Origin of the sequence: Antarcticimicrobium sp. (genome assembly GCF_029212575.1) — a bacterium.
In the GTDB taxonomy this organism is placed as follows: domain Bacteria; phylum Pseudomonadota; class Alphaproteobacteria; order Rhodobacterales; family Rhodobacteraceae; genus Antarcticimicrobium.
Genome location: NZ_JARGPK010000067.1, coordinates 1 through 22,338, shown reverse-complemented (window position 1 = coordinate 22,338; position 22,338 = coordinate 1). Strand labels below are relative to the sequence as shown.

Annotated in this window: 20 protein-coding genes; 10 read left to right on the top strand and 10 right to left on the bottom strand. The window is 66.7% G+C overall.

The annotated features are described in order from the left end of the window. Positions 1–610, top strand: a 610-nt coding sequence (wrbA, locus tag P1U75_RS15465; protein WP_300244968.1) for an NAD(P)H:quinone oxidoreductase, incomplete at its 5' end; no start/stop codon positions are given. 60 nt (positions 611–670) lie between these two features. After that, positions 671–1,552 carry an EamA family transporter gene (locus P1U75_RS15460; RefSeq protein WP_300244967.1) on the top strand — a complete coding sequence of 294 codons (882 nt, stop codon included), beginning with the start codon at positions 671–673 and terminating at the stop codon, positions 1,550–1,552. Between the two features lie 7 nt (positions 1,553–1,559). Here P1U75_RS15460 and P1U75_RS15455 read toward each other — a convergent pair whose 3' ends face one another. Continuing rightward, complete coding sequence (locus tag P1U75_RS15455) at positions 1,560–3,149, bottom strand: GMC family oxidoreductase N-terminal domain-containing protein (protein ID WP_300244966.1); 1,590 nt, start codon at positions 3,147–3,149, stop codon at positions 1,560–1,562. Positions 3,150–3,296: 147 nt separating this feature from the next. Between P1U75_RS15455 and lptF the strand changes: the two genes are divergently transcribed. The 4 genes from lptF to P1U75_RS15435 all read left to right on the top strand — a co-directional run bounded on the left by lptF (position 3,297) and on the right by P1U75_RS15435 (position 7,080). Next, positions 3,297–4,430, top strand: coding sequence for an LPS export ABC transporter permease LptF (gene lptF, locus P1U75_RS15450; RefSeq protein WP_300244965.1), 1,134 nt, complete (start codon positions 3,297–3,299; stop codon positions 4,428–4,430). Positions 4,431–4,578: 148 nt separating this feature from the next. After that, on the top strand, positions 4,579–5,331 hold the full coding sequence (locus P1U75_RS15445) for a glycosyltransferase family 2 protein (protein WP_300244964.1): 753 nt from the start codon (positions 4,579–4,581) through the stop codon (positions 5,329–5,331). After that, positions 5,328–5,645 carry a lipid-A-disaccharide synthase N-terminal domain-containing protein gene (locus tag P1U75_RS15440; protein ID WP_300244963.1) on the top strand — a complete coding sequence of 106 codons (318 nt, stop codon included), beginning with the start codon at positions 5,328–5,330 and terminating at the stop codon, positions 5,643–5,645. The genes P1U75_RS15445 and P1U75_RS15440 overlap by 4 nt, the downstream gene beginning before the upstream one ends. Beyond that, on the top strand, positions 5,611–7,080 hold the full coding sequence (locus tag P1U75_RS15435; RefSeq protein ID WP_300244962.1) for a glycosyltransferase family 39 protein: 1,470 nt from the start codon (positions 5,611–5,613) through the stop codon (positions 7,078–7,080). Before P1U75_RS15440 ends, P1U75_RS15435 begins: the two co-directional genes overlap by 35 nt. 7 nt (positions 7,081–7,087) lie before the next feature. Here the strand turns inward: P1U75_RS15435 and P1U75_RS15430 are convergent, their stop codons facing one another. Beyond that, entirely contained in the window at positions 7,088–8,743 is a 1,656-nt protein-coding gene (locus P1U75_RS15430) for a glycosyltransferase family 39 protein (RefSeq protein WP_300244961.1), read from the bottom strand. Positions 8,744–8,919: 176 nt separating this feature from the next. Between P1U75_RS15430 and P1U75_RS15425 the strand changes: the two genes are divergently transcribed. Then, complete coding sequence (locus P1U75_RS15425; protein ID WP_300244960.1) at positions 8,920–10,956, top strand: NADH:flavin oxidoreductase; 2,037 nt, start codon at positions 8,920–8,922, stop codon at positions 10,954–10,956. 25 nt (positions 10,957–10,981) lie between these two features. Here the strand turns inward: P1U75_RS15425 and ccoS are convergent, their stop codons facing one another. From ccoS to ccoG, 4 genes are read right to left on the bottom strand one after another with little or no spacing between them, the layout of a single operon-like run. Further along, on the bottom strand, positions 10,982–11,140 hold the full coding sequence (gene ccoS / locus P1U75_RS15420) for a cbb3-type cytochrome oxidase assembly protein CcoS (protein WP_300244958.1): 159 nt from the start codon (positions 11,138–11,140) through the stop codon (positions 10,982–10,984). 4 nt (positions 11,141–11,144) lie between these two features. After that, positions 11,145–13,328 (bottom strand): heavy metal translocating P-type ATPase, encoded by a 2,184-nt coding sequence (locus tag P1U75_RS15415; protein WP_300244956.1) that lies wholly within the window; start codon positions 13,326–13,328, stop codon positions 11,145–11,147. A 1-nt stretch (position 13,329) separates the two neighbouring features. After that, positions 13,330–13,788, bottom strand: a complete 459-nt coding sequence (locus tag P1U75_RS15410; protein ID WP_300244955.1) for a FixH family protein — start codon at positions 13,786–13,788, stop codon at positions 13,330–13,332. A 3-nt stretch (positions 13,789–13,791) separates the two neighbouring features. After that, positions 13,792–15,222: a cytochrome c oxidase accessory protein CcoG gene (gene ccoG, locus P1U75_RS15405; protein ID WP_300244954.1), complete on the bottom strand. Its 1,431-nt coding sequence runs from the start codon at positions 15,220–15,222 to the stop codon at positions 13,792–13,794. A 355-nt stretch (positions 15,223–15,577) separates the two neighbouring features. Between ccoG and P1U75_RS15400 the strand changes: the two genes are divergently transcribed. Beyond that, the gene (locus tag P1U75_RS15400; protein WP_300244952.1) at positions 15,578–16,747 is read left to right on the top strand and encodes a hypothetical protein; all 1,170 of its coding nucleotides are present in this window, start codon (positions 15,578–15,580) and stop codon (positions 16,745–16,747) included. Between the two features lie 59 nt (positions 16,748–16,806). Continuing rightward, positions 16,807–17,487 (top strand): calcium-binding protein, encoded by a 681-nt coding sequence (locus P1U75_RS15395; RefSeq protein ID WP_300244951.1) that lies wholly within the window; start codon positions 16,807–16,809, stop codon positions 17,485–17,487. Between the two features lie 271 nt (positions 17,488–17,758). Here P1U75_RS15395 and ccoP read toward each other — a convergent pair whose 3' ends face one another. The 4 genes from ccoP to ccoN are packed head-to-tail and all read right to left on the bottom strand — an operon-like array spanning position 17,759 to position 21,171. Then, complete coding sequence (gene ccoP, locus P1U75_RS15390) at positions 17,759–18,628, bottom strand: cytochrome-c oxidase, cbb3-type subunit III (protein WP_300244950.1); 870 nt, start codon at positions 18,626–18,628, stop codon at positions 17,759–17,761. Further along, positions 18,625–18,810 carry a cbb3-type cytochrome c oxidase subunit 3 gene (locus tag P1U75_RS15385; RefSeq protein WP_300244949.1) on the bottom strand — a complete coding sequence of 62 codons (186 nt, stop codon included), beginning with the start codon at positions 18,808–18,810 and terminating at the stop codon, positions 18,625–18,627. Before P1U75_RS15385 ends, ccoP begins: the two co-directional genes overlap by 4 nt. Positions 18,811–18,820: 10 nt before the next feature. Further along, positions 18,821–19,552, bottom strand: a complete 732-nt coding sequence (gene ccoO, locus P1U75_RS15380) for a cytochrome-c oxidase, cbb3-type subunit II (protein ID WP_300244946.1) — start codon at positions 19,550–19,552, stop codon at positions 18,821–18,823. A 14-nt stretch (positions 19,553–19,566) separates the two neighbouring features. Then, on the bottom strand, positions 19,567–21,171 hold the full coding sequence (gene ccoN, locus P1U75_RS15375; RefSeq protein WP_300244945.1) for a cytochrome-c oxidase, cbb3-type subunit I: 1,605 nt from the start codon (positions 21,169–21,171) through the stop codon (positions 19,567–19,569). A 200-nt stretch (positions 21,172–21,371) separates the two neighbouring features. Between ccoN and P1U75_RS15370 the strand changes: the two genes are divergently transcribed. Continuing rightward, positions 21,372–22,211 (top strand): universal stress protein, encoded by an 840-nt coding sequence (locus tag P1U75_RS15370; protein ID WP_300244943.1) that lies wholly within the window; start codon positions 21,372–21,374, stop codon positions 22,209–22,211. The last annotated feature ends 127 nt before the right edge of the window (positions 22,212–22,338 follow it).

The window sequence follows — 22,338 nt, the reverse complement described above, 5'->3', positions numbered from 1 at the left end:
CTATTATTCCAGCTCCGGCCACAGCCGCCAGAGGGCCGAGGCCGAGGCCGAGGGCGCGCGCAGCGTGCCCGGCGTTCAGGTCGACATCCGCCGCGTGCCCGAGACCGTCCCGGCCGAGATCCGCGCCAAGGCCGGTTTCATCGACGATGACACGCCCGAGGCGCAGGTTGCCGATCTGCCCGACTATGACGCCATCATCCTCGGCACGCCGACCCGTTTCGGCAACATGGCGGCGCAGATGAAGCAGTTTCTCGACATGGCCGGCGGGCTCTGGGCGCAGAACGCGCTGGTGGGCAAGGTCGGCGCCGCCTTCACCTCGACCGGGTCGCAGCATGGCGGGCACGAGGCCGCCGTCCTGTCCACCCAATTGCCGCTGATGCATTTCGGCATGCTGGTGACCGGCCTGCCCTATACCTTTGCCGGGCAGACCCGGATGGACGAGATCGTGGGCGGCTCGCCCTATGGCGCGGGAACCATCGCGGGCGGCGACGGAACGCGCCAGCCCAGCGAAACCGAGTTGGACGGCGCCCGGTTCCAGGGCCGCCACGTGGCGCAGATCGCGGCGCGTCTGGCCGCCGCCGACGCGCGGCCCGAAACCGAAGCCGCCTAGGCACGGCCCTGCGGGGCGGGCCGATCCGCCCCGCGCATTCCCCTTGCACCGGAGGCTGTCATGTCCCGCTCCACCGACCTTTTCCTCACCGCGCTGGCCCCTGCGATCTGGGGCAGCACCTATTACGTCACCACCGAGTTTCTGCCGCAGGGCTACCCGGTGACGCTGGCGGTGCTGCGCGCCCTGCCCGCCGGGCTGCTTTTGCTGCTGCTGGTGCGCCAGCTGCCGCCGCGCGACTGGCTGGGCCGGGTGCTGCTGCTGGGGGCATTCAACTTCGCGATCTTCTGGGTTCTGCTCTTCGTCGCCGCCTACCGGCTGCCTGGCGGGGTCGCGGCCACGCTGGGGGCGACGCAGGCGCTGATCGTGCTGGGTCTGGCGCGGCTAGCGCTCGGCAATCCGGTGCGGCCGCTTTCGGTTCTGGCAGCACTTACCGGGCTGGGTGGCGTGGCGCTTTTGCTGCTGCGACCCGGCGCCGCGCTCGACCCGCTAGGCGTTGCGGCGGGCCTCGGCGGCGCCGCCTCGATGGCCGCGGGCACCGTGTTCAGCCGCAAGTGGCAGCCGCCGGTGCCGCCGCTGACCTTCACCGCCTGGCAATTGACCGCCGGCGGGCTGCTGCTGGTGCCGGTGGCGCTGCTGAGCGAACCGGCGCTGCCGGCGCCGAGCGCGAGCAACATCGGCGGGATGCTCTATCTCGGGCTGATCGGCGCCGCGCTGACCTACATGCTCTGGTTTCGCGGGGTCGCGCGGATCGAACCGGGCGCCGTCGCGATGCTGGGCATGATGAGCCCGGTGACCGCCGTGCTGCTGGGCTGGGTCCTGCTGGGGCAGGCACTGAGCCCGGTGCAGATGGCCGGCGCGGCGACGGTTCTGGCCTCGGTCTGGCTGGGCCAGCGGGCGGCGCGCGGCAAGCTGCCCCGCCCGCTGCGCGCGCGCCCGGCCTGAGGCCCGCTCACACCCGGCCGCGGATCATGTCCGCGGCCTTTTCCGCGATCATGATGGTGGGCGAATTGGTATTGCCCGAGGTGATCCGCGGCATCACCGAGGCATCCACCACGCGCAGCCCCGCGACCCCCCGGACCCGGCATTCCGGGTCGACGACCGCGCCGGGGTCCGCCCCCATCCGCACGGTGCCGACGGGGTGAAAGATCGTGGTGCCCACCTCGCCCGCCGCGCGCACCAGTTCCGCGTCGCTGCGGTACTCCGGGCCCGGGCGCACCTCCTCCGGGCGATACTTCGTCAAGGGGGCGGCCTGCATCACCTGCCGGGTCAGCCGGATCGCGCGGACAGCGACCTGGCGGTCGGCCTCTTCCTTGAGGTAGTTGGGCGCGATCTGTGGTGCTGCGGAGGGATCCTGCGACACGATCGCCACATGGCCCCGGCTTTCCGGGCGCAGGTGGCAGACGCTGGCGGTCACCGCCGGGAAATCGTCGAGCGGCTGGCCGAAGGCGGGCAACGACAGGGGCTGGACGTGGTACTCCAGATCCGGCGTCTCCAGGTCGGGCGAGGAATAGGCAAAGCCGCCCAGCTGACTTGGCGCCATCGACATCGGGCCGGAGCGGAACAGCGCGTATTCCAGCCCGATCCGGGCCTTGCCCCAGAGCGAGGCCGAGAGCGTGTTCAGCGTTTTCGCCCCGGTCACCCGGTAGGCGCAGCGCAGTTGCAGGTGATCCTGAAGGTTGCGCCCCACCTCGGGCGCCTCGTGCACCAGTTCGATTCCGTGCTTTTGCAGCAACTCGCCCGGCCCCACGCCGGACAATTGCAGCAGTTGCGGCGAGCCGATGGCCCCGGCCGAGAGGATCACCTCGCGCCGGGCACGCAGACGTTCGCCGCCGATCAGTTCGACTCCGGTGGCGCGCATCCCGTCAAAGGTGACGCGGGCACATTGCGCCTGGATGCGCACCGTCAGGTTGTCGCGGTCGCGCACCGGCGAGAGGAACCCCCGGGCCGTGTTCCAGCGCCAGCCGCGGCGTTGGTTCACCTCGAAATAATTCACGCCGAAATTGTCGCCGGTGTTGAAATCGTCGCGGCGGGGGATGCCGGTCGCCTCGAAGGCGTCGGCGATGTCGTCGAGGATGTCCCAGCGCAGCCGCTGTTTCTCGACCCGCCATTCGCCGCCGGCGCCGTGGTCGTCGCTGGCCCCGGCGTGATGATCCTCGGACTTCAGAAAATAGGGCAGCACATCGTCCCAGCCCCAGCCGGTACAGCCCAGTTGCCGCCAGGTGTCGTAATCGCGCGCCTGTCCGCGCAGGTAGAGCATGCCGTTGATCGAAGAGCAGCCGCCCAGCACCCTTCCGCGTGGATAGCCCAGGGCGCGCCCGTTCAGCCCCGGTTCGGGCACGGTCTTGAAACACCAGTCGGTGCGCGGGTTGCCGATGCAGTGCAGATACCCCACCGGAATGTGAATCCAGTGGTAATTGTCGCGCCCGCCGGCCTCGAGCAAAAGCACCCGCGCATCGCGGTCCTCGCTCAGCCGGTTGGCCAGCACGCAGCCGGCGCTGCCGCCGCCAACGATGATGTAATCGAAGTCCTGCCCGTCCATTCCGCCCCCCCCGTCGCCCGATCCCGGACCCGTCCCCGATCCTGTGCCACAATGCCGCCGGGGTCCAGCCCGGCGGGGCAGATTGCGGTTTCAACGCAGGCGCAACTGCCATATGGTCCGGCACGCGCCGCGCGCCACGGGAGAGCCATGTCGAGATTTGACGGATACGTATTGCGCCAGCTTCTGGTGCTGTTCTCGTTCTTCCTTCTGGTGCTGGTGGGCGTGCTGTGGATTTCCCGCTCGGTCAGCCTGTTCGACAAGCTGATCGGCGGCGGCCAGTCCGGGCTGGTGTTTCTGGAGTTCACCGCGCTGTCGCTGCCCACGCTCATTCGCACGGTGATGCCGATGGCCGCCTTTGGCGCAGCGGTCTACACGACCAACCGGCTGAGCCGGGACAGCGAGATGACGGTGATGCTGGCGACCGGGTCCAGCCCGGCGCGGCTGGGTCGCCCGGTGTTCTACTTCGGGCTGGCCGCGGCGCTGATGATGAGCGTGTTGACCACCTATCTGCGCCCGGCCTCGATCCGCCAGCTCGAGTTGCGCCAGGTCGAGGTGTCGCGCGATCTGACCGCGCAGCTGCTGAACGAGGGCAGCTTCATGCACCCCGCCGACGGGGTGACCTTTTACATCGGCACGATCGATTCCGACGGCACCCTGAACGACGTGTTCCTGTCGGACCGGCGCGACCCGGACAACCCGATCTCCTATACCGGCGCGCGGGCGTTCCTGGTCCGGGACGAGGCCCGGATCAACCTTGTCATGATCCAGGGCATGGCGCTGCGCTACAACGCGGAGGGCAACAAGCTTTCGACAACGGTGTTCGAGGATTTCTCCTATGACATCAGTGCGCTGGCCGCAGGGCACGACGAACTTTCCCGCAATATCCGTGGTGTTCCCACACCCGATCTGGTCCGCCCCGAAGCCCGGGCGCGGCTGATCGGCGGCAGCGGCTATTCCAGCGGCGAGATCGCCGAGGAGCTGCACGAGCGGCTGGCCTGGATCCTGATCTGCATCGCCACGCCGCTGGTGGGCTATGCCACGCTGATGCTGGGCGGGTTCTCGCGCTTCGGGCTCTGGCCGCAATTGCTGGGCGCCTTCGGCATCCTGCTGGGTCTGGAGGCACTGCGCGGCTTTGCCACCCCGATGGTGGTGGAGCGGCCGCAGATCTGGTGGTTGCTCTACCTGCCCAGCCTGGCGGGGCTGGCGCTGGCGATGCTGTTTTTGCGCATGGCGGGCCGGCCGCTATATCTGCTGGTCGGCGGCGACCGGACATCGGTGTAACGCCCCCGCCGGCGCACCTGCATATAACCGTTGAACAATCGCCGCGAAGGTGTATTGAGGCGCGGCGCCGGGCCGGGCCGTGCAATCGCCCGGACCGGCCGTTATACTGGGCCGGACTAATGAAACGCGACGCGATGGACCCGTGACCATGCAGCTCTCGATCGTGATCCCGATGCATAACGAGGCGGAAAACGTCGCCCCCTTGGTGCGCGAGATCGACGCCGCCTGCGCCGGGTTGCCGGACAAGGAACTGATCCTGGTCGATGACGGCTCCTCCGACGAGACCGCCCGACTGATCCGCGAGATGCAGGCGGAATTTCCCTGGCTTCGCCTGTTGCAGCACACCAGCGCCGGCGGCCAGTCGGCGGCGGTGCACAGCGGGGTGCAGGCGGCGCGCGGGCAGGTGATCTGCACGCTGGACGGCGACATGCAGAACCCGCCATCGGAGATCCCCAAGCTGGTCGCGCCGCTGCTCGCCGCCGATGCCCCCGCCGACCTCGGCCTGGTTGCCGGACAGCGGGTCCGGCGGCAGGATACATGGTCGAAACGGCTGGCCTCGAAGCTGGCCAACGGGCTGCGCGCCTGGATGCTGTCGGACAACACCCGCGACACCGGCTGCGGGCTCAAGGCATTTCGCCGCGATGCCTTTCTCGCGCTGCCGTTCTTCAACCACATGCACCGCTACCTTCCGGCGCTGTTTTCCCGCGACGGCTGGCAGGTGGCGCATGTCGATGTCTCCCACCGCGAACGCGGCGGCGGCACCTCGAAATACAACAACCTGCAACGCGCGCTGGTCGGCATCCACGACCTGTTCGGCGTGGCCTGGCTGATCCGGCGGGCCAAGACGGTGCGCGCCACCGAGGCCGATGCGGGTGGCCCGGACCGGGAGGCCGCCGGGTGATCGAGACCGCGCTGGAATTCTTCAAGGTCGATACCCGGGCCGAGCTGATCTGGGTTATCATCGGGATCGGGGCGCAACTTCTGTTCTCGATGCGCTTCATCATCCAGTGGATCGCCTCGGAAAAACAGCGCCGCTCGGTTGTCCCCGAACTGTTCTGGTGGTTCTCGATCACCGGCGGGCTGACGCTGCTGGCCTATGCGATCCACCGGCAGGACCCGGTCTTTATCCTCGGCCAGTCGCTGGGCGTGGTGATCTACCTCCGCAATCTCTGGCTGATCTATGCAGAAAAACGCGCCACAGGCGAAAACTCCTGATCCGATCCGGACCGGGATCGCGGTCATCGCCGCGCTCACGCTGTATCGCGGGATCATGCTGGCGTTCTCGACCGCCGAGCTTTTCGTGGACGAATCGCAATACTGGCAATGGGGCCAGGAGCTGGCCTGGGGGTATTATTCCAAGCCGCCGCTGATCGGCTGGGTGCTGCGCGCCTTTTCCGAGCTGTCGGGCAGCGTCAGCGCCTTCTGGGTGCGGCTGCCCGGGGCGCTGTTTCATGCCGCCACCGCGCTGATCCTGATGGGTGCGGCGCGCGAGGTGACCGACCGGCGCGCCGCGATGATGGTGGGCGTGATCTATGTCACCATGCCAGTGGTCGCGGTCGGCGCGCTGCTGATCTCGACCGACACCATCCTGATGCCGTTCCTTGCCGGGGCGCTCTGGCTGTACCTGACGCTGGTGCGCCGCCCCTCGGGCGCGCGGGCGCTGGCGCTGGGGCTCTGCCTGGGGCTGGGGATGCTGGCCAAATACGCCGCGATCTACTTCGTGATCGGCGCCGGGGTCGGCGCGGCGCTGCTGCCGGCGGCGCGGATCGCCTGGCGCGATGCCGCGCTCGCCGCGCTGGTGTTTCTGGCGGTGATCGCGCCCAACCTGGTCTGGAACCTGCAACACGATCTGACCACGCTGACCCACACCGCCGACAACGTCGACTGGGTCCGTCGCCCGGGGCTGCATCTGAACCCGCAGGGCGCGGTTGAGTTCCTCGCGTCGCAGTTCATGGTGATGGGGCCGGTCCTGTTCGGCGCCTACCTGCTGATCGCCGTGCGCGCGCTGGGCCGACCGGAGTGGCGCGCGCGCTGGCTGGTCTGGATGTCGGCGCCGACGCTGGCGCTGGTGACGCTGCAGGCGCTGCTGTCCAAGGCCTATGCCAACTGGGCGGTCACCGCCTGTCTCGCGGTGGTGCTGCTGGTGGTGCCGGTGCTGTGGCACCGGGCGCGGATGTGGCTCTGGGTCGGGCTGGCGCTGAACCTCTCGGTCAGCGCCTTTCTGCCCTATGCCGCGACCCAGGCCACCAGCTGGACCCGGGCCAGCGACGGGCGGCTGCTGATGCGCCGCTATGTCGGGCAAACCGCGATGAGCGCCCGCATTCTCGAAGAGGCCCGGCGGCAGGGTGTTTCCGCCGTGGTCTCGGGCAACCGCCACCTGCTGGCAGATCTGTTCCTCGCCGCCAAGGGCAGCGGAATAGAGATTTATGCGGTGCCGGTCCCCGACCATCCGCCGCATTTCTACGCCCAGCAGCACCCCTATCCGGCCGGGCGCGCGGGCGCCTACCTTTTTGCCACGTTGGGCGAGGTGCCGCCCTGCCCCGGCCCGCCGCCGGTGGCCACCTGGAAACCGGGACCGGGCCTTTACGCGCCCAACACCCTGTCGCTCTACCTGCGCAACGGAGCCTGCTGGCCCGCCGAAGCAGAGTGAGCCCCGCCTAGCGGAACAGGTAGGCGGTGATCCCCAGTTCGTCGGCGCCGCCCAGGCCGAAGCCCTCGACCCGGCCGATCACCTCGCCCGGACGCTGCGCGGCGATGTCGAAACCGGCGCGCATGCGATCCTCGACGAAGACCAGCGCGCAACCCGCATCCCCCACCGCCTGCGCCGCCGCCTCCGGCCCGGAAAAACGCGGCAGTTGCGTGGTCAGCAGCATCAGCGAGGGTTCCTCGTAGCCGACCGAGAGAAACACAGGATCGTCGCACATCTGCTGTGCCTCGCGGTGCAGCGCGGCCAGAGCGTTCGACGGCCAGATGTGATCGAACCGCGCCAGGTGCCCGAACAGGCTGATCGTGAGGCCCAGCGACAACAGGCCGAGGCCCAGAACCGGGCTCAGCCGGTCGCCCGCCCGCATCCGGGTCCAGACCGCCCAGATCCCGGCCAGCGTGAGCGCCACGCCCAGCGCCCATACGACGCTCGGCCCGGCGCCGTATTGCAGCGAAAAGATCACCGGCACCGCCGCCAGCAGCAGCCCCAGCAGCAGCGCCACCGCGAGGAACAGCCGGTAGGGCCGGCGCAGCGGCCCATCGGGGCGCGCCAGCCAACCCGCCGCGCAGAGCACCGCCAGCGCCGGATAGGTCGGCAGCACGTAATGGATGAGCTTGGTCGCGGTGACCTCGAACACCAGCCAGCTGGGGATCAGCCAGGCCAGGCAGAACAGGACGCCCGGATCGCGCCGCGCGCTCCAGCCGTACCACAGCCCGAAGGGCAGCAGCACCGAGGCCGGCCAGAAGGTCAGCCAGACCGCCAGCGCATAGGCCCCCGGCGGCGCGCCGTGGCTTTCCTGTCCCTCGCCGATCTTGCCGATCAGGTCGCGGCCCAGCGCCTCGGCCCAGAAGGCATCGCCGGATTTCAGCGTGATCGCCACGTACCAGGGCAGCACGATCACCACGAACAGCAACAGCCCCGGCCCCCAGCGCAGCGGCGCCAGCCAGCGCACCCCGCGCCGCAGCGCGATCAGCGCCAGGATCGTCAGCCCCACCACCATCGGCCCGATCGGCCCCTTGATCAGCATCGAGGCGCCCATCGCGCCCCAGAACAGCCAGGGCCAGCCGCCGCGCAGCGCCTGCGCCCCGCGCATGTGCAGCCGCGCCAGCACCAGTTGCGCCGCAAGCACCGTGGCCAGCAGGGTCGCATCGGTCTTGGCCAGCCGCGCCTCGCCGCCCAGCACGAAACAGACCGCCAGCAAGAGCGCCGCCAGCAGAGCCGCCTGCGCGCCGGCCAGCGACAGCGCGATCAGGTAGGTCAGCAGGCAGGCCGCCACCGCCATTGCCAGCGACGGCAGCCGATAGGCCCAGATGTCGTTGACGTGGCTCTTGCCCACCAGCGCCACCGCCGCCGATTGCAGCCAGTAGATGCCGACGGGTTTCTTGTACCGCGTCCCCTCGCCCAGCCGGATGTCGATCAGGTCGCCGCTTTCGACCATCTGGCGCGAGGCCTGGGCAAAGCGGGTCTCGTCCCGGTCGATCGGCGGCACGGTGAAAAACCCGGGCAGGAACATCACCAGCGCGAACAGCGCGACAAGGATCATCGGCCGCGCGGGCCGTTCCGCCGCCAGCCCCGCGAGGGCCAGCTCTATGCGATCACGCCAGTTCACCTGCGCCTCCCGCCTTGAATGTCGCCCTTCTCTCTGGCCGAAACCGCCCGGCATTGCAATCCGGGCACCGGCCAAGGCCCGCATGCGCCACCCGATGTCGTTTTCCGTCTCGACCGGCTCTCTGCCGCTGCTAGGCTCGGCCCCAAGAACCGAAAGCCAGACCAGACAGGGACGCCATGACCACCGATCCGCTGCTCCAGCCCTATCGCCTCAAGCACCTCACCCTCAAGAACCGGATCATGACCACCGCGCATGAGCCGGCCTACGGCGAGGACGGGCTGCCCAAGGACCGCTACCGCGCCTATCACGCGGAACGCGCCAGGGGCGGCGTCGCGATGGTGATGACCGCCGGTTCGGCGCTGGTGTCGCGCGACAGCCCGGCCTCCTTCGGCAACCTGCAGGCCTGGCGCGACGAGATCGTGCCGTGGATGGCAAAGCTCGCGGAGGAATGCCACGGGCACGGTTGCGCGGTGATGATCCAGCTCACCCACCTGGGCTGGCGCACCGGCTGGAGCAAGGGCGACTGGCTGCCCGTGGTCGCGCCCTCGGGCATGCGCGAACCGGCACACCGGACCTTTCCCAAGGTGATGGAAGACTGGGACATCGCCCGCATCATCGCCGATTACGCCGACGCGGCGGAGCGGATGCAGGCCGCCGGGCTCGACGGGATCGAGCTGGAGGCCTACGGCCACCTGATGGACGCCTTCTGGTCGCCGCGCCAGAACACGCTGGAGGCCCCGTGGAACGGCGATCTTGATGCGCGGATGCGGTTCTCGCTCGACGTGCTCACCGCGATCCGCAACCGCGTCGGGCCAGCGTTCATCGTCGGGTTGCGCTATACCGCCGACGACCTGGCACCCAATGGCATCACCCAGGAGGACGGGCTGGAGATCGGGCGGCGGCTGCGCGACAGCGGCAGCGTCGATTTCCTCAACATCATCCGTGGCCGGGTCGAGACCGACGCCGATCTGACCGACGTGATCCCGGTGCAGGGCATGCGCAGCGCGCCGCACCTGGATTTCGCCGGGCGGGTGCGGGCCGAGGTCGGCCTGCCCACCTTTCACGCCGCCCGCATCCCCGACGTGGCCACCGCCCGCCATGCCGTTTCCGAGGGGCTGCTGGACATGGTCGGGATGACCCGCGCCCATATCGCCGAGCCGCATATCGTGAACAAGATCATGGCCGGGCGCGAGGACGAGATCCGGCCCTGCGTCGGCGCCACCTATTGCCTCGACCGGATCTATCAGGGCGGCGAGGCGCTGTGCATCCACAACCCCTCGACGGGGCGCGAGCTGGAGGTGCCCCATGCAATCCCGGCCGCCACGGACCGCAAACGCGTGGTGATCGTCGGCGCGGGTCCGGCGGGGCTGGAGGCGGCGCGGGTGGCCGCCCTGCGCGGCCATGACGTGACGGTGTTCGAGGCCGCCCCGGATCCCGGCGGGCAGGTCCGGCTGACCGCGCAAAGCCCGCGCCGGCGCGAGATGATCGGTATCATCGACTGGCGCATGGCGCAATGCGCTGCGCGCGACGTGGCCTTTCACTTCAACACCTTCGCCGAGGTTTCGGACGTCACCGCGCTCAACCCCGACGTGGTGATCGTCGCCACCGGCGGGTTGCCCGATACCGAGGTGCTGGAAGAGGGCGACGCCCTTGTCGTTTCGGCCTGGGACATCATCGCCGGCGACGTGGCGCCCGGCACGCGCGTGCTGGTCTATGACGACGCGGGCGACCCGCCGGCGCTGCAGGCGGCCGAGATCATCGCCAATGCCGGCGCCCATGTGGAGATCATGACCCCCGACCGCAGTTTCGCACCGGAGGTCATGGGCATGAACCTGGTGCCCTACATGCGTAGCTTGCAGGACAAGGACGTGCGGTTCACCGTGACCTACCGGCTAAAGGCGGTTCAGCGCGACGGCAACGCGCTGCGCGCGGTGATCGGCACCGACTATTCCGCCCACCGGGAGGAACGGGTGTTCGACCAGGTGGTGGTCAACCACGGCACAAGGCCGCTGGACGAGCTTTACTTTGACCTCAAGCCGCAATCGCGCAACCGGGGCGCGGTGGATTACGACGCGCTGATCGCGGGGGCGCCCCAGCCGGGCCATGACGGGACGCAGGGGGATTTCCTGCTGTACCGGATCGGCGACGCGGTCTCGGCCCGCAACACCCATGCGGCGATCTACGACGCGCTGCGGCTGGTCCGTACGATTTGAGGGGCAAAACGTACAACGCGGCGCCTCACGGTTTCGGGTGGTCGTCCCATTCGTCGCTGAGGATGCGGCGGCTGTCGCCCTCGGGGTCGTCGTACTGCCCCGAACGGACCGTGTAGATGAAGGCCGTCAGCCCCACCGCCCCCAGGATCAGGGAGATCGGGATCAGGTAGGTCAGCATTTCCATCGGGTTACCTCAGCCGCAGCGCGTTCAGCGAGACCGTAATCGACGACGACGACATCGCCAATGCGGCAATCAGCGGCGTGGCAAGGCCCGCCACCGCCAGCGGCACCGCGATCAGGTTGTAGACCGTGGCGATGCGGAAGTTCTCGCGAATGCGGCGCGTCGCCTTTTGCGCCGTCACGCAGGCATCGGCGATCGGGGTCAGATCCTGACCCAGAAGCACGATGTCGGAGGCCACCCGCGCGGCGTCCAGCGCGCTGGCCGGCGAGATCGAGACATGGGCTGCGGCGAGCGCGGCGGTATCATTGAGCCCGTCGCCCACCATCAGCACCTTTTTGCCCTCCTCCGTCATCTGCGCGATGCGCGCCGCCTTGTCCTGCGGCAAAGCCTCGGCCACCCATTTGGCGATGCCCAGCCGCTGCGCCAGCGCCTCGACCGCGCCGGCGGTATCGCCGGAAATGAGCAGCACCTCCTTGCCGGTCTCGCGCAGCGCCGCCACCGCCTCGGCGGCGCCGGGGCGCAACGTGTCGGAGAAATGGAACGGGCGCGGATCGCCCTCGCCCACCGAAAGCCAGGCGGCGGTGCGCGCGCCCTGCTCGGCGCCGACCCAGGCGGCGCGACCCAACCGCACCCGGCGCCCGCGCCAGGTTCCTTCGGTGCCGAAACCGGGCACCTCGGTCACATCGCTGACCGTAGCGGGCTTGATCCCGGCCTCGCGCGCCGTTTTGACAAGTGCGACCGAGAGCGGATGCGATGAACCTTCCGCCAAGGCCAGGGCAATCTCGAGATCCGCGCGGGTGTGGTCGCCCATATTGGTCAGTTCAGGCGTGCCGGCGGTCAGCGTGCCGGTCTTGTCGAAGACCACGGTATCGACCTGCGCCAACCGCTCCAGCGCGGTAGAATGCTTGATCAGCATTCCCTTGCGAAACAGTCGCCCGGAGGCGGCAGTGGTAACCGCCGGCACCGCAAGACCCAGCGCGCAGGGGCAGGTGATGATCAGGACGGCGGCGGCGATGTTCAGCGCGGTACGCAGATCCCAGGTGTAGAGAAACCAGCCAACGAAGCTGAGCGCGGAGAGGATATGCACGCCGGGCGCATAGAGCCGGGCCGCCTTGTCGGCCAGAGAGGTATAACGCGAGCGACCCGATTCCGCGATCGCCACCAGATCGGCGATGCGGTGCAGCGAAGTATCCTCGCCCACCGCCGTTGCCCGCACGGTCAGCGGGCCGGTCAGGTTGACCTCGCCCGCCGAGACGCCCGTCCCCGGCTCGGCATAGACCGGCACGGTTTCCCCGGTGAGCAGGGAGCGATCAAGCTCCGAGCGCCCCTCGGTGATCTCGCCATCGACCGGCATCCGCCCGCCGGGACGCACCCGGATCAGGTCGCCGATGCGCAGGTCCGCGACCGAGACCTCCTCTTCCTCGCCGTCCCCGGTAAGACGCAGGGCGCGCGGTACCTCCAGCGCGGTCAGCTCCTCGGCGGCCGAGCGCGCCACAGCCCGGGTGCGGTAATCGAGGTAGCGGCCCGCCAGCAGGAAGAAGGTGAGCGTCAGCGCCGCATCGAAATAGGCGTGGTCCCCCGAAAGCGAGGTTTCCCAGAGCGAGGTGACCAGCGCCAGCAGGATCGCCAGCACGATGGGCACGTCCATGTTGAGCCGCCGCACCGAGAGCGCCGCCCAGGCGTTGCGGAAGAACGGCTGCGCCGAAAAGGCAATCGCCGGAAGGGTGATCGCGGCGGAAATCCAGTGGAACATGTCGCGCGTTGCGTCCGTCGCCCCGGACCAGACCGAGACCGACAACAGCATCACGTTCATCGAGGCAAAGCCCGCCACCGCCAGCCGCATCAGCAGATCGCGCCCGGTGCGGTCGGTCTGGGTCGCCTGCAGGGTGCCGGCGTCCAACTCGTGCGCCTCGTATCCGGCGCGTTCCAGCACCGGGATCAGGTCGGCGGCGCGCATTTCCGGGTCGGCCTCGATCATCGCGCGCTTGAGCGTCAGGTTGACCCGCGCCGACTGCACGCCGGGGGTGGCCGCCAGTTCCCGCTCGACGGTCGAGATGCAGGCCTGGCAGTGGATACCGGGCAGTGACAGGGCGATCCGCGCGTCCTTCGGCGCCTCCTCGACCGGCTGGGCCGGGGCGGCGAGGCAGCCGGGACAGGCGGCGGCCGAGGGGGGGCGAAGCTCGGCGGTCATCTCAGCCCTCTACGAAGAACACCAGGCGCTGGGAAAAGCCGGTGCCATTGCCCGCCACCGCCTTCAGCCGCAGATCCCATTTTCCCGGGCGCAGTTCCACCGGCGCGACATAGGCGGCGCCGTCAAAGGAGAATTCGGGGGTCACGTCGCTCTTGCGTTCGGTGGCCCGCCCGATGCTGGCATCGACCCGCGCGGCACGGACCGGGGCACCGTCGGCGCCGGCGATCGCCATCATCACCAGCCCGCCGCTGTAGGTGACATCGACGGTCCAGCCCAGCGCCTCCTGCGCGGCCCGGCGGGTGTTGAACTCCTGGCTGGCGATATAGCCGTTCTTCACCTCCAGGCCCGGAAAGGTGCTGATCGCGCTATAGGCCAGCGCGATGTTCACCGCGATGATCAGGCCGAAGGCGCCGATAAACACCATCAGCGCGTGGCGCCCGGTGAATTTGCGTTCCGCCATGGCTCAGTTCCCCCGGCCGTTGAAGGTGCTGTCCTTGTAGGTGCGTTCGCCGCTGGCCAGATCCTCGACCCAGAAGCGGAGATCGGTCGCCTCGGCGTTGGAGGGGACAGAGCCCTTCGGCGAGACCACGTAGACCCGCTGAAGATAGGCGGTATCGGCGGGAACATCGACCGAATCATAGGCCGTGCCCTCGAGCTGGATGCGCAGGGTCGGATCGCCCACCACCGAAAGCTTGAAGGGGCGCGGCTCGCCATGCTTGTTGCGCAGGCGGATGTCATAGGTGTTGCGGATCGACCCGTCGGACATGGTCACATAGGTCGGGTTGCGCACCGGCGCGACGGTCATGTCGATGTCGGGGCGGATGAACAGTGCGAACACCAGCCCGAAGCCCACCAGCATCCACAGCCCTGTATAGAGGATGGTGCGCGGGCGCAGGATGTGTTCCCAGATATTTCTCGGCGCGTTGCCGGAGCGCTCCGAGGGTTCGTCGCTGAGCGCCATGTAGTCGATCAACCCGCGCGGCTTGCCGACCTTGGCCATCATGTCGTCGCAGGCGTCGATGCACAGACCGCAGGTGATGCAGGCCAGCTGCTGGCCGTCGCGGATGTCGATGCCCATCGGGCAGACGTTGACGCAGGCCATGCAGTCGATGCAGTCGCCCAGGTTCTCGGCGCCCTCGGCCTTGCGGTGCTTGCCGCGTGGCTCACCGCGCCATTCGCGGTAGCCGATGGTGATGGTGTCCTCGTCCATCATCGCCGCCTGGATGCGCGGCCAGGGGCAGGCATAGATGCAGATCTGTTCGCGCGCGAAGCCGCCGAAGAAGAAGGTGGTCAGGGCCAGCACCAGCATGGTGGTATAGGCCGCCGGATGCGCCTGCCCGGTGAACAGGTCATGCATCAGGGTCGGCGCGTCGGCGAAATAGAACACCCAAGCGCCGCCGGTGGCCAGACCGATCAACAGCCAGGCCAGCCATTTGGTGATCCGCAGCCGGGCCTTGCGGAAATCCAGTTTCTTCTGCCGATGCAGGCGCAGCCGCGCGTTGCGGTCGCCCTCGATCCAGCGTTCGACCAGGATGAAAAGGTCGGTCCAGACCGTCTGCGGGCAGGCATAGCCGCACCAGACCCGGCCCAGCGCCGAGGTGAACAGGAACAGCCCCAGCCCGGCCATGATCAGCAGCCCGGCGACGAAGTAAAACTCATGCGGCCAGATCTCGATCCAGAAGAAATAGAACCGGCGGTTGGCCAGATCGAGCAGCACCGCCTGGTCCGGCAGCGACGGGCCGCGGTCCCAGCGGAACCAGGGGGTGATGTAATAAGCCCCCAGCATGAGGGTGAGCAGAACCCACTTCAGGTTGCGGAACTTGCCGGACACGCGGCGCGGATAGATCGGCTCCCTTGCGGCATAGAGGCTGGGGGCGGGGTTGGATTCGCTCACGGATGTCCTCCGGCTGGACTGTATGGGGTTGGGGCGTTGTCACATCTGACGCGGTTGGTAACCTTGATATGGGTCAAATTTCGCATCGGGAAAACACCTTTGCTCAGGTCGATGCGTCCTTCGCCACGCTCTCTAGGCGCATCGGCCGCAGATTGCCCCGTACCAGTTTGTCCCACGCCTCCGACTTGCGGACCGTTCAGCTTGGTTGCCCGGACATCTGCACCATAGGGACGGACCGCGCGAAATGATATCCCGCAGCGCGAAACCGAAAGGCAGACATCACCCTTGCAGCGAATCGCTATATCAGCACAATTAAGCTCAAAATTCAAATTCTTTACTTTGAGTGGTTCAATCTATGGCGATTTTCAAAGGAGACGATGGCCCCAATTCTTTGACGGGTACGGAAAAGGGCGACAAGCTGTTCGGCTACGGCGGTGACGATATCCTGAATGGCCTTGGTGGCAACGACACGCTGAAGGGTGGCGACGGAACCGATGAGTTGCATGGCGGTGACGGCAACGACACCCTGATCCCCGGTGACAATACATACTATGATTGGATGAGGCCCGGCACGGGGAAGGATGTCGTCGATTTCCGGCCGACGACACCCGGGCAGGGGTATTTCAACCTTGTCCATGACAGGTTGACCAACGCGGTCGATATCTCGATCAACGGGAAAACCAACAAGGGCTCTGTCGACAAGGGCGTCTCTGGCACGACCAAGATCCTTGGCGTCAAGAATGCATTGGACCAAGGTGACGGCTACGGCGGGCTGCGCCTGATCGGAACGCCATTCGACGACAGCTATACGGTTCGGTTGAAAGACGGACAACAGGTCGAGGTCCGCGACGGCGGCGGCGGCAATGACAGCATCGCCTTGATGAGTGCGAAAGGTGCCTATTCGCTGAGCTACACTTTGGAACCCACCGGCGTCACGGCCGATCTGCTGCCGACCGAGGCCAACGGGTTTTCCCGCACGGTGACCTCGGCTTCCGGCGAGGTCGATACGATCACCGGGCCGGGCGATTTCTATCGGTTCCGGGGGACATATTATGACGACACCGTTCTCGGGTCGGATGCCACGTATTACTTTTTCACTTTCGACGGAGACGACCGGATCGTCGCGCAGAGCACCGAAAATACCTTTACCTGGGTGGACCCCGGCACGGGGGATGACATCGTCGATTTCCGCCAGTTGACCGCCGGTACCTCCTTTTACAACGTGTCCCACGCGTCATCGTCTGATGTCACGGCGATCTCGGTAACCGTGGATTCGGCCTCGGACACCGCGGAGATCGACAAGGGCGCGCAGGGGGTGACGACGATCCTGGGCGTTAGGGAGGCCCTGGCTGTTTCGGCTCCCTGGCGAAACTCGAATATGAGGCCGGCGGATTGCGGATCGTGGGCACGGGTGGCGACGATTCCTATACTGTTGACATCGGTGCGAATGAATACCTGCAAATCCGGGAATACGGCGGCAGCGATACCATCGAGATCACGGGAAATTCCGGCTTTCTGGCGCTGAGTTATCGATATGCGTACAGCGGGGTCGACGCAAACCTGGCCAAGGGCAAGGTCACCTCGATGTCTGTTCCCGGCGAGGTCGACAAGATAACCGGGGCGGGGCATGTGAACGAACTGCGCGGCAGCCAATATGACGACCGCCTGCTGGGCAGCGCGCGGGATGAAGGATTTACCCCGGGTTTCGGCGACGACGTCATCAATGGGCGAAAAGGGAATGACACGGTCATCTACCATCAAGACAACATCGACGCCCCAATCGACCTTGTCGTCAATCTGGCGCGCGGGATCGCGACCGGAGTTGGCGGTTACGGCGCGTTCACGGACAAGCTGAAGGGCATCGAAAACGCGCATGGTGCAGACGGGGACGATATCCTGAAAGGCAACAACGCCCGCAATGTCCTTTCCGGCAGCCATGGCAACGACGAGCTGGATGGCCAAGGAGGCAATGATGTCTTGAACGGCGGTGCCGGCGATGACGTCCTGACCGGCGGCGCCGGATTCGACCGGTTCGTTTTCGGCGACGACGATGGCGCCGACGTGATCACCGATTTCAACGCCAGGTCCAACAAGGAGGACATCGACCTGTCCGAGGTGACGCGGATCAAGTCCTACAAGGATCTGAAGAACAACCACATGTCGCAGGTCGGCGACGACGTGGTGATCGACGATGGCGCGGGCACCGTGATCACCGTGCTGGACACCCTGATCGACGACATGAACAAGGGCGATTTCCTGTTCTGACTCGCCCTGTTCTTGCCCAAGGGGGCCGGCCCGTTGCGACAGGCCGGCCCCAATCTGTGCCGGCCGCCGGAGAGTCTGCCGCCCTGATCGGGGCGCTAAATCAAAAGGCCCCGCCCATATCCGTGGATATGGACGGGACAGCGAACTCGCCTATACTGCACTTGTGAACTTGTCGGCGCCGGCTTCTCAGGAAACGCGCGAACAGATCGAAAAGCCGGCGCCGCCCCCCCAGGCCGCAGGGACGGCCTGAAGGTATCTCTTTGTCGCGTGGCTACTCGCCACCGCCCAACTGGTGGACGTAGAGCGCGGCAGAGCGGATCTCCGCCTCGGTGAGGCGCGCGCTCCAGTTCGGCATCACGCCGTAACGGGCGTTCACAACGGTCTCCTTCAAGGTTGCGAAATCACCGCCATAGAGCCAGATCGCGTCGGTCAGGTTCGGCGCGCCCTGGGTCCGGTCACCGGTGCCGTCCTCCATGTGGCAGGCCGCGCAGTTGTCCTCGAAGACCACCGCGCCAGCCTCGACCAGCGAGGCGTCCTGCGGCGTGCCGGAGAGCGACATCACGAAGTTGACCACCTGGTCGATCTCGTCCTCGGCCAGCAATTCGTCGCGGCCAAAGGCGGGCATCTCGGAGTACCGCGCGTCCTCGTCCTCTTCGTTGCGGATGCCGTGGGTGATCGTGGTGTGGATCGCCTCGATATCGCCGCCCCAGAGCCAGTCGTCGTCCAGCAGGTTGGGATAGCCCTTGGCACCGGCGGCGCCGGAGCCGTGACACTGGGCGCACCAGGTCTTGAACACCGCCGACCCGGCAGAGACCGCGTAGCCGTTCAGCTCCGGGTCCTCCGAAATCTCGGTCAGCTCGGCCGAGACCAGCCGCGCGTTGATCGCGGAGTTGGCCTCGGTCGCCGCGTCGATTTCCTTCTGGACATTGGCCCGGGTCGACCAGCCCAGCAGACCCGCCGTCGCGGATTTGACGCCCGGCCAGGCCGGGTAGGCGACGGAATAACCAATGGCCCAGACGATGCAGGCGTAGAACACCCAGACCCACCAGCGCGGCAACGGGTTGTTGAATTCCTCGATCCCGTCCCAGCTGTGGCCGGTGGTTTCCGGATCGCCCTTTTTCCTCTCAGGTGCGTTGCTCATGTCCGCGCCTCCTTGTCCGTGGCGGGTTTGTCGTCATGCCGGAACGGAATGTCTGCCGTGTCGCGGTAGGCCTTGCTGGCGCCCGGGCGGAACACCCAGATCACCACGCCGACGAAGAAGGCAAACAGCGCCAGCAGCATCCAGCTGTCCGCGAATTGCCTGAGGAACGTATAGTCTTCCATTGTGTCCTCCTTACCGGCTTGCGTCGGGGGTGAAGGTCGAGAAATCGACCAGCGTGCCGAGCATCTGCAGGTAGGCGATCAGCGCGTCGGCCTCGGACAGGCCGGGCTGGCCGTCGAAGTTCGACACGGTGACCGAATCTTCGCCATAGCGCTCCAGCAGACCGTCGTAGTCGCTGTCCGGATCGCCCTGAGCGAGGAAGTCGGCCTGGGCGTTTTCCAGCATCTCCTCGCTGTAGGGCACGCCGACGACCGAATGCGTGGTCATCACGTCCTCGATGTAACGCCCGTCGATGCTGCGCCGTTCGAGGAACCCGTATTTCGGCATCACCGATTCCGGCACCACCGATTGCGGGTTGCGCAGGTGATCCACGTGCCACTCGTTCGAGTAGCGGCCGCCAACCCGGGCCAGGTCCGGCCCGGTCCGCTTGGAGCCCCACTGGAACGGGTGGTCGTACATCGACTCTGCCGCCAGGCTGTAGTGGCCATAGCGTTCCACCTCGTCCCGCATCGGGCGGATCATCTGGCTGTGGCACACGTAGCAGCCTTCGCGCACGTAGATCTCGCGCCCGGCCAGTTCGAGCGGGGTGTAGGGGCGCATGCCCTCCACCTTCTCGATGGTGTTTTCCAGCCAGAACAGCGGTGCGATCTGCACGATGCCGCCGATGGTTACGACCAGGAAGCTGAAGATCAGCAGGAGGGTCGCGTTGGTCTCGATGATCTTATGCTTGTCGAGAATTGCCATTGCTCCGACCCTCCTTATTCAGCCGGGACTGCGGTCGCGAGCGTGGCCTCTTTGGCCGGTGCCCGCTTCACGGTCATCCACAGGTTATAGGCCATGATCAGCCCGCCGGTGAGGTAAAGCACCCCGCCCATGCCGCGCACCACGTACATCGGGAACTTGGCGGCCACGGTATCGGCGAAAGAGTTCACCAGGAAACCGTTGGCATCCACTTCGCGCCACATCAGGCCCTCCATGATGCCGGTCACCCACATCGACGCGGCGTAGAGCACGATGCCGATGGTCGCCAGCCAGAAGTGCCAGGACACCATTTGCAGGCTGTAGAGGCGTTCCCGCTTCCACAGCACCGGCACCAGGAAGTAGAGCGCGCCAAAGGTGATCATGCCGTTCCAGCCCAGCGCACCCGAGTGCACATGGCCGATGGTCCAGTCGGTGTAATGCGACAGCGAGTTGACCGCGCGGATCGACATCATCGGCCCTTCGAAGGTGGACATGCCGTAGAAGCCGACCGAGATCACCATCATCCGGATGATCGGATCGGTGCGCAGCTTGTCCCAGGCGCCCGAGAGCGTCATCAGACCGTTGATCATGCCGCCCCAGGAGGGCATCCAGAGCACGATCGAGAACACCATGCCCAGCGTCGAAGCCCAGTCGGGCAGCGCGGTATAGTGCAGGTGGTGCGGACCGGCCCAGATATAGATGAAGATCAGCGCCCAGAAGTGGATGATCGACAGCTTGTACGAGAACACCGGACGTTCGGCCTGTTTCGGGATGAAATAGTACATCATCCCGAGTAAGCCGGCGGTCAGGAAGAAGCCCACCGCGTTATGGCCATACCACCATTGCGTCATCGCGTCCTGCACGCCCGACATCGCCATCACCGAGCGCGATCCCCAGATCGAGATCGGGATCGAGATGTTGTTGACCACGTGCAGCATCGCCACGGTCACGATGAACGACAGGTAGAACCAGTTGGCCACATAGATATGCGGCTCCTTGCGCTTGACGATGGTGCCGAGGAAGACGGCCAGGTAGGCGACCCAGACGATGGTCAGCCACAAGTCGACGTACCATTCCGGCTCGGCGTATTCCTTGGACTGGGTGGCGCCCAGCAGATAGCCGGTCGCGGCCAGCACGATGAAGAGCTGGTAGCCCCAGAACACGAACCAGCCAAGGTTGCCACCCCAGAGCCGCGCGGCGCTGGTGCGCTGGACGACGTAGAAGGAGGTGGCGATCAGGGCGTTGCCGCCAAAGGCGAAGATCACCGCGCTGGTGTGAAGCGGGCGCAGGCGGCCGAAATTGCCGTACCCGTTCAGCCAGTCGAAGTTCAGCTGCGGAAACGCCAGCTGAAAGGCGATGAAGGTGCCGACGAGAAAGCCGGTCACGCCCCAGAACACGGTCGCGATAACGCCTGCGCGCACCACGGAGTCGAAGTATTCGTTCTGAGGATGCGCGGCCGCGGGCTCGCCCGTTCGCCGCAGGGTGTAGACAAACAGGCCACCCGAAACCAGCAGGATAATTCCCGCGTGAATCAGGTAAGCCGTATCGCGTGCGTAGTTCATCGCCATTGCAGCAAACAAGGCAATCAAGCCGAACGCGATGAGCTTGAGAGTGTTAGACATGTTACGTCCCTTATTCCTTGTCCCGCGCGATTCTTCCGCCGCGCCAGACGGATTCAGACCGCGGTTTTGATGCAGGACACCCGGGTTTACCGCTTTGATCTGCATCAAGACGGCCTTGTCAAAACTATGACAGGCATCGATTGTCCCCGAAAGAGGCTTCCGGAACCCGCCGGGGCCGAATGAAAGCGAACGAGGTTCCAATGGCTTACAAATCCCTGTTGACCGTTCTGACCGATCCGAAGGTCTCCGATCCGGCCATGGCGCAGCTTGTGGCCCTGGCTGCCGTGCAGGACGCCCATGCCGAGGCGCTGTGCTTGGGCGTGGACCGGACGCAAACCGGGTATTATTACGCCGGGGCGAACGCCATGATCCTGCAGGAAACGCTGGAACGCGCCACCGCCGAGGCCGAGGCGACGCTGGCCTATGCCAAGGAAAAGCTGGGCAAATCGGGCGTGCGCTGGTCGGCCGAGGACGGCGTGGCCCAGATCGCCGACCTGGGCCGGCATGTGGCCTATCGCGCGCGGTTCTCGGATCTGGTCGTGCTTCCGCGCCCCTATGGCGAAGGCCACGGCGCCGAGGCCGAACCGATCATCGAGGCGGCGCTGTTCGACGGCCATGCGCCGGTGCTGGTGGTCCCGGACGGGTACAAGGCCGAGGGTCAGCCGAAAACCATCCTGGTCGGCTGGAACGAAAGCGTCGAGGCAATGACCGCGATCCGCAAGGCGCTGCCCTTCCTGATCGCGGCCGAACAGGTGCGCATCGTGGTGATCGACCCGCCGCAGCACGGACCGGAACGCTCCGACCCGGGCGGGCTGCTGTCGCAGATGCTGGCCCGTCACGGAGTCACCTGCGAGATCGACGTTCTGAGCAAGACGATGACGCGGGTGTCCGACATCCTGAACCGGCATGCCGACGACACCGGCGCCGACATGATCGTGATGGGCGCCTACGGGCATTCGCGCTTCCGCGAGGCGATCCTGGGCGGGGCCACCCGCAACATGCTGGAAAAATCGACAATCCCGGTGTTCATGGCGCATTGAGCGCCTGCTCCCGACTGATCGCAGACCGCGCCGTTATCTCACGGCGCGGTTTTCTTGGGGGCCCCATGGGTGGACCGGACGCCGGGCTGAAGCCCCACCGACCCGCCCCGGCCGGCCTCGCCCGGCC